Raw genomic sequence first — 15,111 nt, 5'->3', positions numbered from 1 at the left:
AATGAATAAAGGAAGGTTAAACATGACAGAACAGACGTTTACTATTATCAAGAAGCCCCAGGAAATGGGTTTAGAAGACCTGCTTACCAGATATAAGAAGTCTCAACTTCTTGAAATGGGGGAAAGCCTGGCAGTTACATTTCCCAAGAGCTGGAAAAAGGGGAAGCTGATTGAATCTCTTGCCGATAAAATAGTGGAACAGGCTCAGACCATATACAATGAAGTACTCGAGCAGGTTATCGATACCCTTCCTGATAAGGAACAAACTATGTACTATCTTGAGACTGTGGATAGCATAAAAAACTTGGCACCTTTAATCAAAAAAGGATTTTTCTTTGCCGCCGAAACTAATGACGGGTATGTGTTTATCATTCCTGAAGAAGTGATAGAAGCAGTCGATTCGGCAAAAGGAGTAGAAGATTCAGCAGAGCCTGCAGAATCATCTGCAGATGATTCAAATGATGAAGTAGTGGAAAACGTGAGTACACATCAAGCTGTAAAGTCACTGACTAAATGGAAAAATCAGCTGCTCAGTATTTACGGAACCTACAGCACGTCGCATTTGCAGTCGATCTGGAACAGGTACTATTCAGAAGAGCTGAGTTTAGAAGAAATCGACGAGTTAGTATCAAAATAAGCACTAGTGAAGGAGATAATTAAAATGATTAGAATACTCATCGATTCAGGTATCGATCAGAACGACTATATGAAAAAAAGCTATGAATATGATTTTCTACCCTTAAGTGTCATTATCAATGAAAAGGATTACCTTGATCAGGTGGAGATCTCACTTGAAGAAGTGCACGACCATATGAAAGATGAGATCATGCCGAAGACCTCTCAAGTTTCCCCAAAAACGATAATTGATACACTGGATGCCTGCCGTGAACGCGGAGAAGACGTTATTTATATTACGATTTACAGTCAGTTTTCCGGTACTTATCAGGTTGCACAGTCGACTGTCGAAGTATACAAGAAGGAATACCCTGACATGAACATTGCCGTTATCGACTCTAAAGGCGGTTCAGGAGGAGGAGCCTTACTCGCTCTTCAGGCAATGGAAATGGCCAAACGCAATGAAGATTTTGGGACAATTGTTGCTCAGACGATAGAAAACACGGAACACGTCAAGTACCACTTTACATTGAACAACCTGAAGTGGCTGGTTAAAGGGGGAAGACTTCCTAAAGTAGCAGGAGCAGCAGGTGATGTGCTTAATATCAAACCCTATCTGTCAGTTAATGAAACAGGCATTTATTTGAAGAAACTGGTCCGTGGTCAGGACAGAATTTACAAACGCATGATAAAAGATGTGCAAAAAGGTGTCGATGGATTTCAGGATCAGCTGGTGACGATCAGTCACGTTGGAGACATTGAAAGCGCCAGGAAGCTGGAGTCGATGGTCAAAGAAGCACTACCAGACGTCACCACTCAGATTTTTGATATTGGTGCCGTTCTGGCAGCGCATCTGGGTATAGGTGGAGCGGGTGTGTTTTATTTCGATAAAAAACCACAGAATTATATGTATATAGAAGACTAGAATAGACTAGCTGAATAACCGAATCATTAGACCTTTCCTGTTTTGTGGGGAAGGTTTTTTCTTTTTGAAGACTTGAAATCCCGTCAGCTAATATCCGGTCATATCAATGCATATCATTTGTTCTTTCTGAGCGCCTTGGCTATACTAAAGGTGTTCATGATACAAAATCTATTAAAAAAGGAGACAGATAATATGAACAATATTGGAGATTCATTTCAGCGTGGCCTCAACACATTTGTAGATTTTTTACCTCGGTTGTTGATGGGGATAGTCCTTATTATAGTAGCATGGCTTGTGGCTACTTTGGTAATGAAAGCTATTACTAAAGGATTAAAGGCAGCTGGAGGAGCTAGCCGACTGCAGAAGTGGGGAGCGGCTAATACTGAGGAACAGGGTCACACAATGATCAATGCGTTAGGAAAGGTAGGGTATTTTCTTGTATGGGTATTATTCTTACCTGGCATTTTCTATACGTTTGGACTAGAAGCCATTGGTCAGCCCATTCAAAACATGCTGGACACAGCCTTATCATTCCTGCCTAATATTTTATCCGCAATCGTGGTTCTTGTATTAGGATTCTTTGCGGCTAAGTTCGTTAAGAATTTAGTATACAATCTAGCCGTTGCAGCGAATCTGGACCGTTTCCTCGATAAATTTGCAGGAACTGAAACAGACGCTCAAGAGGTTGAAAAAAGTAAAGGAACACTTGCTTCAGTTTTAGCAAACATTGTCTACTTCCTGATTTTAGTGCCGATCATCTTAGTTGCATTGGATGTATTGAATATCGATACGATTGCACAACCTGTCAGTGACGTACTCAACACAATTCTACAGGCTATTCCAAACATCCTCGTAGCAGTTGTACTGTTAGCGATTGGTATGGTATTAGCTAAGTTTGCAGGAGACATCATTACCGACTTATTAAGAGGAACAGGGTTCAACAAATACTCATCTTATTTAAAACAATCAGGAAACGTTAATATTGACCTGGCTAAAATTACTGGTCAAATCGTTTCATTCCTAATTGGGATTTTCTTCTTAGTTGAAGCACTGAACGTCCTGAATCTGGCAATGCTGAACACAATCGTGGCAGCTATCATCTTATACCTGCCAAACGTGCTGTTTGCAGCAATCATTATTGGCTTAGCCTTTATTGGGGGTCAAGTGCTGGCATCAGGTATCAAGAGTGCAACAGGAAGCTCATTCGCCGGAATGACCGTTAAATATATTCTGATCACCTTTGCAGTATTCATGGCATTGGATCAGTTAAACTTTGCCACAACTATTGTAAACTTCGCATTCCTGTTCATTATTGGTGGACTGGCAGTTGCATTTGCCTTAGCATTTGGCTTAGGCGGACGCGATTTTGCCAGAAAACAGCTGGAACGCGCAGATCAGAAAATTGAAAAAGAAAGTGCAAAACCAAGCGGTTCAACAAACGATTCACCAGAACTTTAAAATGAAAGGAAAAGAGAAGCTCACCGCAGCTTCTCTTTTTTTACATATAAGGATCATGATGCGGAAACTGACCCTGTCTGATTCAGCTTGAGACGGTTAAGCTGGTGTTAGAAGGGTAAGATGTGTTAGTTATGTCGACTGAGCTCATAAACGAATGTGAGATAGACATATAATCGAGTATATGATTGACTCTGTTCGATTTGCTCAGCTGAGTCCTACATATCGAGATCGGTTAAGACTAACTGGATAGATAAAATGGCTTGAGCTCTACAATTCCATTTTTGATTTGCATGGCTCAAGCATTGACAGGCAGCTGAGTTCTACTTATCGGCAGTAAATAAGTAGTGCTCAAAAAAAATGTATAGTCTAGACCGACATATATCGTCTTTTATGTCGGTCTCAAAAGACTAAAAGTAGCGAGCAAGCATAATAGTCACCTCATTTGCAGTACTCAATAAAACTAAATCAGTGAGACAGACAAAAGGCAGCCACCATACCCCTAAAAGACAGACAAAAGCAGTACTTGATCGGAATAAATCTCCGATAAGCACTGCTTTTGTCTTTGTATGAGAATAATTCAGTAGCTTAAAGCCAGTTGAGCATCCCCATGATGAGTACCACAAGAATGGCGGCTGGGGCAACGAATTTTGCTGTTAAAAAGTAAAGGGGGCCTAATGGATTATGAGCAATATCCCCGTGATGGAGAACTTCCTTTTTAGTCCAGGTCCAGCCAACGAACAAGACCATAATCAGACCGCCTAAAGGGAGAAGTAAATTTCCTGTGAAGCTGTCCATGAAGTCCAGGAAGGATTCACCAAAAATGGTAATACTGACGGCTCCCTGACTTAATGAAGAAGGGATACCTAATAAAAAGATGATCGCTCCAACAATGACCGTTACTTTTTTACGCGACATGTTCAGTTTACGGATAAAGTAGGCAACAGCCACTTCCAGTAGTGAAATAGCGGACGATAGAGCCGCCATAGATAGTAAAATGAAGAACGCGAAACCAGCTAGTGTACCAATACCGCCCAAGGCTTCGAAGATATTAGGCAGGACCATGAAGACCAGTCCAGCCCCTTCTGCTGGATCCAACCCGTAAGCGAACAGGGCAGGGAAAATAACTAAGCCTGAAATAAGTGCAAATAACGTATCTAGAACAATAATGAATGCAGCGGAAGAAGTCAGTCTTTCTTTCGGCTCAAGGTAGCTGCTGTAAGTCAGCATCGCGCCCATACCTAAACTCAGTGTGAAGAAGGCTTGACCCATTGCAGAAATATAAACACTTGGATCAGTAAAAGCAGCCCAGTCAGGCTGAAACATGAATGCGAACGCTTCAGCAGCTCCCCCTAATGTCAGACTGAATGCAGCTAGACCAACTAAAAGAATACTTAAGATCGGCATCATCCATTTGCTTGAAAGCTCGATTCCCTTTTGAACACCTAGATAGACGATTCCGATAGTCAGACCCATAAAGATGAATTGCCAGAAAATAGGGGAGAACGTGTCGCCGATAAAGCCGACGAAGAAATCTGTAGAATCACCGGTGATACCACCAGTCAAATATTCAAACGAGTAACGCAGTGACCATCCACCGATGACGCCGTAAAAAGACAAAATCAGGAAGGCCGCTAATACACCCAGTCCACCGGCTGCCATCCAAGGCGTCCCTGGTGCGATTTTCTTGAAGGCATCAACTGCATCGGTTTGTGCTCGACGACCAATCGAAAATTCAATCAGCATAACTGGAAAGCCGATGACTAAGACGCTTAATAGATAAATAATTAAAAATGCTGAACCTCCGCCTTGACCCATCGCATAGGAAAATCGCCAGATATTTCCTAATCCTACTGCTGACCCCATGGCCGCCATGATAAAACCCCAATGCGAACCCCAATGCTCTCTTTTCTGTACCATACTGATTTCTCTCCTTTTTAGACTTCTCTCTATAAATTAGAATTTAATGAGAGAAAAATTGTTATTTCTCATTCTAGTCTAGCTTTCATGAAAACACAACAGTTATTTTTGAAAAGTATTCTACTAATGAAATAGTGGAAGGGATTAAGGGTTCCAATTCAATTAGAATATCACCCTCACTACTTTTCGCTTGATCTGTTTTTATGTCCATTTGGTCTTCTTTTTAACGGGTGTAAACTTCGGCTTCATGACAATCGGCAGTATTATCGGGTACGAGCTGGTTCAGTCAGAACGCTATGTCTGGTTTTTTATTCTTTCATTTATTTTGGGAATGGTGACTATTCTGGCTGAACCGGCTGTCTATGTGTTGACCTCTCAAATTCAAAGGGTCACAGCTGGAGCGATTAGACCAGTATTTGTCCTGACTGCGTTATCGCTTGGAGTAGGCTCAGCGACTCTTCTGGCTGCAATCAGAATAGTCAGCACTGATTTGGAACTATGGCATATTATACTGCCGGGTTACCTCCTGGCGTTAACTTTGAGCTTTTTCGTCCCTCGAACCATTGTCACAATGGCATTTGATGCCGGTGGAGTAGCATCTGGGCCCATGACAGGGACATTTATACTGGCCTTTATTCAGGGAGCGGCAGAAGGGATGCCGACTGCTTCTGTCCTTGTAGACGGGTTCGGAATGATCGCATTAGTTGCATTAATGCCGATTGTCACCATTCAACTTTTCGGTATTATTTATGCAATACAAAAAGATTAACTGAATATTTATTTATGTGTATATCTCATCATCATTCGGATGAATAGTCATAATTAAGGCATAAATGTGGCTAATATACTGCATCTTAATGACTTAATTTAGACACAGACATTTATCTTGAAGTCTTGTATAATCAACATATAGCAAGTAGGACTGCACCTGATGTGCCCTAACGTTTTTAGAGCTTCACTGAGAGAGTAGGGATGAGATGAACAAGGTAGAAAAACGATTTATTTATTTAATAGAAACGCCAACCGAATCCAAAGAATTGTTCATTAGAGAAAATGAATTGATTGAAAATGCAGATGGGGAATTGGACTGTCCACTCGATACGATCTTGAGCCGATACCATATGGCATGGGACGACCTTTTTCAAATGAACGCTGCCACAGTGTCTTTGGTGGAAGAAGACATCGCGGAAAGAAGAATGATCCGTTCGATTTCGTTCGAAAATTTGCGCTACTATAAAGATTAAATAGTTGAATGAAAGCTGGATATCCTCTTTGAGGGATATTCAGCTTTTTTGTGTTTACATATAAGCTGAAGGACAGTCAGTCGTCAATTATTTAAAAAATCCAGATGATATTTATTTTTTGCTATAGTATCCGCTTACATTATGGAACCTCACAAAGTAAACTTAGCTTAGAAAGAAAATTTGAAAGGGGTAATAAAATGTTAGAAGTGATCAAGCGTTCAAGATTGTTAATGATGACAGGCCTATTGAGTGTTGTGTTAGCGGGATGTAGTGGCGATACGGAGGCTAACGTAGCTGAGGAGACAGACAATGAGGGAACTGAAGAAGTAGAGCCGGATGCAGAAGACACTACGGATGAAGAGTCAGAGGGTGGTCTGGATGTCGGTATTATCCTGCCTACACGTGACGAACCGCGTTGGGTACAAGATGAGCAGCGATTTATGGATGCCTTATCTGATTCAGACTATACAACAGAAATTCTGTTTAGCCAGGGATCATCTGCAAATGAATTACAGAACGTTGAAACTCTGGTCAGCAAAGGAATCGATATCCTGATCATGAGTCCTCATGATGGCGATGCGGCAGGTGCAGCAGCACAGGCAGCAGCCGATGAAGGCATCACAGTCATCGCTTATGACCGTCTGATAACCAGTACAAAAGCAGTCGATTATTACGTTACCTTTGACAGTGTCGCAGTCGGAGAAGCACAAGGGCAATACCTTGTAGACAATGCTGAAGGATCAGACATTCCTTTGTATTTATACGCTGGAGCTTCATCTGATAACAATGCCTTCTTGTTCTTCGAAGGCGCATGGTCAGTTCTGCAGCCGAAAATAGAAGACGGCACATTTGTCATAGCTAACTCAAGTGAGGCAGAAGCACTATCCGGTACTGCTGAATTGACGCGTGACGAAATGGGCAGCATCATGGGTCAAATCACCACTAACTGGGATCCTAATGAGGCTATCAACAGAGCACAGACTCATTTAACATCAGCAGGAGATGATTTAAAAGGGGATGTTGCCATACTGGCACCAAATGATGGAACAGCCCGTTCAATAGCAGACACATTTTCAGCAGACAGTGATATTACAAGTTACGTGATTACTGGACAAGATGCTGAAATGGCGTCAATTCAATACATTATTGACGGAAAACAGTCAATGACAGTCTTTAAAGATGTTCGCCGCTTAGTAGAAGATGCAATGGGAATGGCGATTACAATTCTTGATGGAGACACACCTGAAACAACCGGATCTTATGACAATGGAGCAAAAGATGTAGAAGCCATGCAGTCTGAGGTTATTGTTGTGAATCAGGATAACGTTAAAGCTGAGCTGATCGATTCCGGATACTATGAAGCGAGTGAGTTTACTGGTTTAGATTAATACAATCAATAACAATAGAATCAGGGAATAGTGATAGCTTGCTATCACTATTTCTTGTTCTAATTGTATGAGATGAAGGTGGGAAATGACTATGGCTGAAAACATTCTCGAAATGCACACGATCACGAAAGAATTTCCCGGAGTAAAAGCTCTGGACAACGTGACATTTCAAGTCGAAAAAGGTGAAATCCACTGTCTGGTAGGCGAAAATGGGGCAGGAAAATCAACATTAATGAAAGTCCTGAGTGGGGTTTATCCTTATGGGGAATATGAGGGTGACATCGTTATAAATGGGAAAGTACAGCAATTCAATACAATCAACGACAGTGAAGATGCCGGAATAGCAATCATTTATCAGGAACTGGCCTTGTTTCCAGATTTGCCAGTCTATGAAAATATCTATATAGGAAATGAAGTGAAAAACAAAGGCGTCATCAACTGGAATCAGACGATTATTAAATCAAAAGACATGCTTAAAAAAGTCAACTTGAAGGTCAAACCGGAAACATTGATTAAAGATCTGGGAGTAGGAAAACAGCAGTTAGTAGAGATTGCTAAAGCACTGAGCAAAAATGTGCAGCTGCTGATTCTGGATGAGCCGACTGCTGCCCTCAATGAAGATGACAGTGAAAACCTGCTTGACTTGATCAAAGCACTTAAAGTACAAGGCATAACCTGTATTATGATTACACATAAACTGAAAGAAGTCGTCACTATAGCGGACAAGGCAACGATTATTCGTGATGGTCAGACCATCTGTACCCTGGTTGCAAAAAAGGGTGAAATCAATGAGCGTTCAATCATTAAAAACATGGTCGGCCGAGAGTTAAACGACATTTTCCCCAAAAGACCCGAAAAAAATATAGGGGATACGATTCTGGAACTTCAGAACTGGTCTGCTTACGATCAGCAGCTGGGCCGTCATGTGGTGAGAAAAGCCGATATTCATCTAAAAAAAGGCGAAATTATTGGCCTGGCAGGTCTGATGGGCTCTGGAAGAACAGAACTCGCTTTGAGTATGTTTGGGAATCCCAAAAATTACAAACTAAAAGGCACTTTACTGATGAATCATAAAGAAACTCATTTCAAGCACACCAGTGACGCTATCAAGGCGGGGCTTGCCTACGTAACGGAAGACCGTAAAGGGAACGGGCTGTTCCTGGCTCAAAATATTACCAGCAATATCACGGCTGCTAATTTAAACGGCGTTTCAAACAATGGCATTTTAAATATGAATGAAGAAGTCACTGTTGCGGAGCGTTACAAGTCATCTATTCATATTAAGTCTTCATCGATCAATCAACTGGTCGGTAAACTAAGCGGCGGTAATCAGCAGAAAGTGTCAATCAGTAAATGGCTTTTTGTCTCACCGGATATTCTTATCCTGGACGAACCGACGCGGGGAATAGATGTAGGCGCTAAGTTTGAAATTTATACGGTTATGAACGAACTGATCAATCGCGGTATGAGTATTATTATGATCTCATCGGAATTAGGAGAAGTACTGGGAATGAGTGACCGCATTTATGTAATGGCTGAAGGGACTATCAAAGGAGAAATAAAAGCTGAGGATGCTGATCAGGAAAAAGTAATGGAACTGGCTACACAATAGGAGGATAAACGAATGAGAATTGTCAATGAAGCGAAAGCTTTGATAAAAGAAAACATTAGAGATTACGGCATGTTCATAGCGCTTTTTGCCATCATGATCACCTTTAATATACTGACGAACGGGATGTTTATGTCCTCCCGTAATGTCAGTAACCTGCTGGATTCAGCTGGATATATTGCAGTCCTGGCAGTAGGGATGACACTCGTGATTGTTATACGACATATCGATTTATCAGTTGGCTACATTGCCGGATTCTTAGGGGCAGTGGCCGCTATTCTGCTGATGCAGCAAGGATGGTCCGTTTTTCTTGTTATTCCGGTGATTCTGATATTAGGAATTGTTATTGGCCTTTTTAATGGCTTACTTATTGCACAACTGGGCATTCCGGCATTTGTTGCAACGCTGGCCGCTATGCTGATATTTAGAGGTGCACTGCTTCAGGTAACAGCAGGAACTGGAACGATCATAGTGCAGGATCCCTTTTTTAATGCGATAGGGAATGGCTTTATCCCTTCTGTAATGGAAATCAACAGTTTACATTTGACCACACTACTCATTGGACTTATTGCTATTCTGTTTTTTATCTATGGCGAAGTCAAGACGCGTATCGACAGAATAAAATATAATTTTGAAGTGGTTTCTGTACCGATTTTCGTACTGAAACTGATTTTCATCTCTTTGATCATTGGGTACATTACTTACATCCTGGCTGGATATAACGGCTTTTCATGGACTGTGATCATTGTTTTGCTAATCACTATGATATACCACTTTATTACGAGCAAAACGGTATTAGGACGCCAGATTTATGCCGTTGGGAGTAATCCGGAAGCTGCCCATTTGAGTGGGATCAATGTTAAAAAAGTAACGTATATTGTGATGGGTTCTATGTCAATGCTTGCAGCTCTCTCAGGCATCATGTACACGGCACGTCTACAGTCGGCAACAACGACTGCAGGTATGCTGTTTGAACTGGATGCCATTGCTGCTGCCTATGTAGGAGGCGTTTCTTCTGCAGGTGGTGTAGGGAAGGTAACGGGTGCCATCATTGGTGCAATCGTCATGGCTTCACTGACTAATGGAATGAATCTGATGGGTGTCGGTATTTCTTACCAGTACATGATAAGAGGGGGCGTCCTTGCCGGAGCAGTCATTTTTGATGTTATCACTAGAAAACGAGGAAAATAAACTGTTTGACGGCAGATCAGTTCGTTTGGTGCGAGCCGGCAATTAAGATAGAACTCCACATTGTTCGGCTAAAGGATGCAACTGACCTTTCGACTAATGCGGAGTTTTTTCTTATATTGCTAGTTTTGAGATAAGACTGTACTATATAAGAGTGTGAAGCGTTTACATAGATGAGGTGGATGTGTAGTGAATAAATTACTTAGTGTTTTTGCATTTCTTGTATTGAGCATACAATGACGCGACGGCAGGGGCCGTGATCGAAGCACTTGAAGAGGAGGGGCTGGCAGGGAAAATACCGGTAGTGGGTCAGGATGCCGAGCTTGAAGGGGTACGAAGGATTGTAGAAGGGACTCAATCAATGACGGTATACAAATCAATCAAGTCATTGACTCAGCAGACGGCTGAAATTGCTGTTAAAATGGCTGCTGGTGAAGAGATTTACACCTCCACTACACTCAATAATGGAAAGAAAAATGTGCCTACTGTGTTACTCAGACCTGTGGCAGTCAATAAAGATAATATTCAGGAAACCGTTATACAGGATGATTATCACTCTAAAGAAGATATATATGCAGTGGACTAGACTTCATCTGCAGTCAAATGGTTTGATTCTGAGAATAGTGGCCAAAAAAGACCTCCGGTAATAGCGCGATTAGCAGCTACTATCGGAGGTCTTGGTATTTTATGGACTTTAACGCATTCCTTGAGAACAAGGATGATAATGTTTAGTCAGTGTCACTCTTTTTAGTGTTTTCCAGATCATCCACTTTATCAATGTCAAATGACTCTAAATCGTTAGGCGTTGTTTCAGAAGCTTTGTCTGCTTCAGATTTACTATCGGGCGTCTCATCAACTGTTTCGTCAGCATTAATAAACTCATTTTTGTTAGAAGGTTCATCATTTAATGGGAATGTGTTATCTTTATCTGGCATATTTTTCTCTCCTTTAAGTGTCTTCCGGTTTCAGTCATTGCTGTGATCTAATTTGTCTAAATTGAACTTTTCAAAATCTTCAGGTTTTGCTTCCTCTTCCTTCGCCTCATCAGACAATCCAGCCTGATCTGAATCGGTATCGTTTTCGGCAAATTCTTTGGCACGCTTAGCACCTCGCGCTTTTAATAAATGGTCAGCCTGATTCTGCTGATCCTGATGCAGAGTCGGATCATTTTCCAATAAAATCCCTCCCGTTAAGCCATAATTAAATCGGTTCAATAATAGTTTAGCACAGATTAATAAATAACGCTTTCAGAAAGAATTGTGTGATACAATAGGACTATCTTTTTTAAGAAATGAATTGATTCAGGAGGATAAAACATGGCATGGATTTTATTAGCACTTGTCATAGCATTAGTAGCGTACTTATATATCCAAAATTATTTAATTGAAGTGACTCACTATACCATCACTATTCCAGCCTTAGATAAACGGCTAAAAGGAAAGAAACTGGTTCATTTGACGGATCTGCATTTTAAGCCGCGAACAAATAAAAGCTATGTGGAAACAATCATTGAAAAAACGAAAGAAGCCGATCCCGACTACATTATGCTGACTGGCGATCTGGTGCAGGGAGGGCTTCAAACATTAGCTGATACTCCCCTCAGACGATTTGCTGAGTTGTGTACAGCAATTGCCCCGACCTTTGCGATAACAGGAAATCATGATATCCAAAGTGGAACATTGAATGAATTTCAGTCAATACTGAGTGCCTCCAGAGTTAAACTACTAGTAGATGAAGCAGTAACGCTATCTGTCGATGATGAAGAATTACTGGTTGTTATGGGACTGGCTGAACGACAGAATCAGACTAACCTGCCGCAACCCATTTTAAAACCGGTCGAGCTGACCAGTAAGATGGAAAAGCTGCCGAAGATATTACTGGCACACAGGCCTGAGTATTTTGAACATTATACATTTGATAAAACCAAATCGCCTGCATTGACTCTAAGCGGCCATACGCATGCTGGACAAGTGCGTCTTCCATTTATAGGGGGATTATTTGCCCCTGGGCAAGGAATGTTACCGGAATTTGACTATGGCGTGTTCAACTCTGAAGAAGACCGGTCCAAACGCATGCTTATTTCCAGAGGACTAGGCAATTCATCTTTTCCTCTAAGAATAAACAACCGCCCTCAAATCGTAGTCGTAACGTTGAACTAACAACAAAGTAACGAATACAGATTTTTTTAAAAAAGGAGATTGACCATGACGACATTAAGATTAGGTACTATTGGAACAAGTGGGATTACAGAACAATTTATCGAAGCTGCACTGAAAAGTAATAAGTACAGCCTGGAAGCTGTTTACTCCCGTTCACAGGAAAAAGCGACGCAATTTAAAGACCAGTTTGGTGCTGCAAAAGCATATGCTGACTGGGATGCTTTTTTAAGTGATCCGGAAATCGACGTTATCTACATTGCTTCACCAAACAGTCTTCACTTTAACCAGGCCAAACAGGTATTAAAGCATCAGAAGCATGCCATAGTCGAAAAACCGATCGTGACGACTTTATCAGACTGGGACGAACTGATCGAGCTGGCTAAACAGCAGAACAAATTGGTCGTTGAAGCAGCCAGACATATCTTTGAACCTAACTTTATAAAAGCAACCGAACTGATACAGAAGCTTCCCAAAGTATACGGCGCATCATTAACTTACAGTAAATATTCTTCCCGCTATGATAATGTTCTGAATGGGGAAGAACCGGCTATCTTTTCAACCCGATTTGCCGGAGGAGCCGCTAATGATCTGGGGATCTACGTGGTTTATGCTGCGATCCAGTGGTTCGGTAAGCCGAATTCGGTGCATGCCTTTACTCAAAAAATCAGCACTGGTGTGGACGGGAAAGGAACTGCGATATTGAGATACCCTGATTTTGATGTCACGATCCATTTCGGAAAAATTAATACATCCTTACATCAGTCAGAAGTCTATGGTCCTGATCACACGCTTGTCCTGGATGCCATCACAGGTCTGTCAGAAGCTAGACTAATCGACGTTCGCACTAAGGATTTGGAAACTGTACCTATGGATGAGCCTTCTGATAATCCGCTGATCTGGGAAGCTGTGGCCTTTGCAGATGTCATGACTGACTTTGACACTGCCGAAAGTAAAAATAGCTTATCAAAATGGTGGACCTTATCCAAACAAGTCCATGAAGTTCTGGAAGAAATCAGACAACAGTCAAACTAATTGATTGTAAGCGATAGTGTTGTAACGTGAAAACATAAGGTTAATTTAGTCAAATAAGCAAGACGACTCATCCAATGTAAACTGGGTGAGTCTTTTTATGAAGTTTTCTGGGGAAGGCTGACATAAAAATGGACAGAACACTAAATCTAAGCTGAGTGCATCTTATGTGTATGTTACAAAGCTTCAGTTGAGACGACTCGGGCGAGTCGTTTCTGATAAGTTGGACCACCAGCGGAGGTTATTGTAGGGCTCGGCTGACTGTAGCGATTGAGTGCTACAAATACGGACTTATAAGGACTAGTCGCAGCTGTTTATATTTACCAGTGCTACAAATAGCGAGTGGATATGTAGCACTCAGTAGTTTCTCAGTATCGAGCCCTACAAATACGAGCCCATTAAGACAAGTCGCAGCCGTTTATATTTACCAGTGCTACAAATAGCGAGTGGATATGTAGCACTCAGTAGTTTTTCAGTGTCGAGCCCTACAAATACGGACTTATATATACAAGTCGCAGCCGCACTGTTTGTCGAGTACTACAATAAGGAAGTGGATAGGTAGCACTTAGTAGTTTCTCAGTGTCGAGCCCTACATATACGGCCTTATAAGTACATGTCGCAGCTGTGACTAATGACCAGTGCTACAAATAAGAAGTGAATATGTAGCACTCAGTAGTTTTTCAGTGTCGAGCCCTACATATACTGGCTTTTATGTACAAGTCAGAGCTGTGACTAATGACCAGTGCTACAAATAGGAAAGAGATAGGTAGCACTTAGTAGTTTCTCAGTGTCGAGCCCTACATATACGGCCTTATAAGTACATGTCGCAGCTGTGACTAATGACCAGTGCTACAAATAAGAAGTGAATATGTAGCACTCAGTAGTTTCTCAGTGTCGAGCCCTACATATACGGACTTATATGTACAAGTCGCAGCCGCACTGTTTGTCGAGTACTACAAATAGAACACCAATGTGAAGGGTTCGATAAATTGTTCCCATCAGGGGCAAAAAATACAAAAAGAACGAGGAAATTGATCGAACACCCGCTTTAGATAAAAGCAATAAAACCTAAACACAGAAGAGGAATAAACAGACTTTCAGACTGTTTATAGATAACAAAAAGAAAAAGAATTTGTCCTCTTTAAGAGAGCCAAAGTGGACAACAATTTTTTTGAGGTGTATGATTAATATAGAGTAATGAGAAGGGATGAAAAGACCTTTTCGATAATCGTATAGGGGGAATATTAAATGGCTTCAAAAGGAATCATGCTTGTTTGCGCAGCTGGAATGAGTACCAGTATGTTAGTATCCAAAATGCAGAAATGTGCGGAAGAAAAAGGAATCAATGCAGACATTTTTGCGGTCTCTGCAGATGAGGCCCTTACCAAACTGGAAACAAGACCAGTAGATATTATACTTCTAGGACCACAAGTCCGCTACATGAAAGGGAAGTTCGAAGCGAAAGCCGCTGAACATGATATTGCGATCGATGTCATCAATATGCAGGACTATGGCATGATGAACGGAGAAAATGTGCTCGAGAGCGCAATGGCTCTTATCAATTAATCGACCTGCTTCA

General features: G+C 41.4%; 14 protein-coding genes and 1 pseudogene. 12 read left to right on the top strand and 3 right to left on the bottom strand.

Going from position 1 to position 15,111, the window contains the following annotated elements:
* The first annotated feature begins 22 nt into the window (after positions 1-22).
* From CLV38_RS06140 to CLV38_RS06130, 3 genes are all read left to right on the top strand, one after another.
* Positions 23-637 (top strand): hypothetical protein, encoded by a 615-nt coding sequence (locus CLV38_RS06140; RefSeq protein ID WP_106192886.1) that lies wholly within the window; start codon positions 23-25, stop codon positions 635-637.
* A gap of 24 nt (positions 638-661) precedes the next feature.
* Positions 662-1,540, top strand: coding sequence for a DegV family protein (locus CLV38_RS06135; protein WP_106192883.1), 879 nt, complete (start codon positions 662-664; stop codon positions 1,538-1,540).
* A gap of 192 nt (positions 1,541-1,732) precedes the next feature.
* On the top strand, positions 1,733-2,998 hold the full coding sequence (locus CLV38_RS06130; protein ID WP_106192881.1) for a mechanosensitive ion channel: 1,266 nt from the start codon (positions 1,733-1,735) through the stop codon (positions 2,996-2,998).
* Positions 2,999-3,583: 585 nt separating this feature from the next.
* Here the strand turns inward: CLV38_RS06130 and CLV38_RS06125 are convergent.
* Positions 3,584-4,915: a sodium-dependent transporter gene (locus CLV38_RS06125; protein WP_106192878.1), complete on the bottom strand. Its 1,332-nt coding sequence runs from the start codon at positions 4,913-4,915 to the stop codon at positions 3,584-3,586.
* 190 nt (positions 4,916-5,105) lie between these two features.
* Here CLV38_RS06125 and CLV38_RS06120 point away from each other — a divergent pair, with 190 nt between their 5' ends.
* The 6 genes and pseudogenes from CLV38_RS06120 to CLV38_RS06095 all read left to right on the top strand — a co-directional run.
* Positions 5,106-5,684, top strand: coding sequence for a DUF1538 domain-containing protein (locus CLV38_RS06120; protein WP_281260043.1), 579 nt, complete (start codon positions 5,106-5,108; stop codon positions 5,682-5,684).
* Between the two features lie 208 nt (positions 5,685-5,892).
* The gene (locus CLV38_RS06115; protein WP_106192873.1) at positions 5,893-6,159 is read left to right on the top strand and encodes a hypothetical protein; all 267 of its coding nucleotides are present in this window, start codon (positions 5,893-5,895) and stop codon (positions 6,157-6,159) included.
* 197 nt (positions 6,160-6,356) lie between these two features.
* On the top strand, positions 6,357-7,547 hold the full coding sequence (locus CLV38_RS06110) for a sugar ABC transporter substrate-binding protein (protein WP_211295429.1): 1,191 nt from the start codon (positions 6,357-6,359) through the stop codon (positions 7,545-7,547).
* Positions 7,548-7,638: 91 nt separating this feature from the next.
* Positions 7,639-9,159 (top strand): sugar ABC transporter ATP-binding protein, encoded by a 1,521-nt coding sequence (locus CLV38_RS06105; RefSeq protein ID WP_106192871.1) that lies wholly within the window; start codon positions 7,639-7,641, stop codon positions 9,157-9,159.
* Positions 9,160-9,171: 12 nt separating this feature from the next.
* Complete coding sequence (locus tag CLV38_RS06100; protein ID WP_106192868.1) at positions 9,172-10,347, top strand: sugar ABC transporter permease; 1,176 nt, start codon at positions 9,172-9,174, stop codon at positions 10,345-10,347.
* A gap of 244 nt (positions 10,348-10,591) precedes the next feature.
* Positions 10,592-10,930: pseudogene (locus CLV38_RS06095) on the top strand (substrate-binding domain-containing protein); the annotation flags it as partial.
* A gap of 142 nt (positions 10,931-11,072) precedes the next feature.
* Here the strand turns inward: CLV38_RS06095 and CLV38_RS06090 are convergent.
* Complete coding sequence (locus tag CLV38_RS06090) at positions 11,073-11,279, bottom strand: hypothetical protein (protein ID WP_106192862.1); 207 nt, start codon at positions 11,277-11,279, stop codon at positions 11,073-11,075.
* A gap of 30 nt (positions 11,280-11,309) precedes the next feature.
* Positions 11,310-11,519, bottom strand: a complete 210-nt coding sequence (locus tag CLV38_RS06085; protein ID WP_106192860.1) for a hypothetical protein — start codon at positions 11,517-11,519, stop codon at positions 11,310-11,312.
* 141 nt (positions 11,520-11,660) lie between these two features.
* Between CLV38_RS06085 and CLV38_RS06080 the strand changes: the two genes are divergently transcribed.
* The 3 genes from CLV38_RS06080 (at position 11,661) to CLV38_RS06070 (ending at position 15,098) form a co-directional block, all read left to right on the top strand.
* Entirely contained in the window at positions 11,661-12,503 is an 843-nt protein-coding gene (locus tag CLV38_RS06080; protein WP_106192857.1) for a metallophosphoesterase, read from the top strand.
* Positions 12,504-12,548: 45 nt separating this feature from the next.
* Positions 12,549-13,535, top strand: a complete 987-nt coding sequence (locus tag CLV38_RS06075) for a Gfo/Idh/MocA family protein (RefSeq protein ID WP_106192855.1) — start codon at positions 12,549-12,551, stop codon at positions 13,533-13,535.
* 1,245 nt (positions 13,536-14,780) lie between these two features.
* Positions 14,781-15,098 carry a PTS sugar transporter subunit IIB gene (locus CLV38_RS06070; RefSeq protein WP_106192853.1) on the top strand — a complete coding sequence of 106 codons (318 nt, stop codon included), beginning with the start codon at positions 14,781-14,783 and terminating at the stop codon, positions 15,096-15,098.
* Positions 15,099-15,111: the final 13 nt, after the last annotated feature.

The organism is Alkalibacterium olivapovliticus, from assembly GCF_003003275.1.
In the GTDB taxonomy this organism is placed as follows: domain Bacteria; phylum Bacillota; class Bacilli; order Lactobacillales; family Carnobacteriaceae_A; genus Alkalibacterium; species Alkalibacterium olivapovliticum.
Note: the sequence above shows the minus strand (reverse complement) of the source record. Positions and strands in the feature narration are given on the sequence as shown.

Bases quoted from the DNA above. Each gene is read 5' to 3' on its own strand.
- CLV38_RS06130 (WP_106192881.1), top strand. From the start codon at position 1,733: ATGAACAATATTGGAGATTCATTTCAGCGTGGCCTCAACACATTTGTA.
- CLV38_RS06100 (WP_106192868.1), top strand. From the start codon at position 9,172: ATGAGAATTGTCAATGAAGCGAAAGCTTTGATAAAAGAAAACATTAGA.
- CLV38_RS06125 (WP_106192878.1), bottom strand. From the start codon at position 4,915: ATGGTACAGAAAAGAGAGCATTGGGGTTCGCATTGGGGTTTTATCATG.
- CLV38_RS06140 (WP_106192886.1), top strand. From the start codon at position 23: ATGACAGAACAGACGTTTACTATTATCAAGAAGCCCCAGGAAATGGGT.
- CLV38_RS06110 (WP_211295429.1), top strand. From the start codon at position 6,357: ATGTTAGAAGTGATCAAGCGTTCAAGATTGTTAATGATGACAGGCCTA.
- CLV38_RS06135 (WP_106192883.1), top strand. From the start codon at position 662: ATGATTAGAATACTCATCGATTCAGGTATCGATCAGAACGACTATATG.
- CLV38_RS06090 (WP_106192862.1), bottom strand. From the start codon at position 11,279: ATGCCAGATAAAGATAACACATTCCCATTAAATGATGAACCTTCTAAC.
- CLV38_RS06070 (WP_106192853.1), top strand. From the start codon at position 14,781: ATGGCTTCAAAAGGAATCATGCTTGTTTGCGCAGCTGGAATGAGTACC.
- CLV38_RS06105 (WP_106192871.1), top strand. From the start codon at position 7,639: ATGGCTGAAAACATTCTCGAAATGCACACGATCACGAAAGAATTTCCC.
- CLV38_RS06080 (WP_106192857.1), top strand. From the start codon at position 11,661: ATGGCATGGATTTTATTAGCACTTGTCATAGCATTAGTAGCGTACTTA.
- CLV38_RS06115 (WP_106192873.1), top strand. From the start codon at position 5,893: ATGAACAAGGTAGAAAAACGATTTATTTATTTAATAGAAACGCCAACC.
- CLV38_RS06075 (WP_106192855.1), top strand. From the start codon at position 12,549: ATGACGACATTAAGATTAGGTACTATTGGAACAAGTGGGATTACAGAA.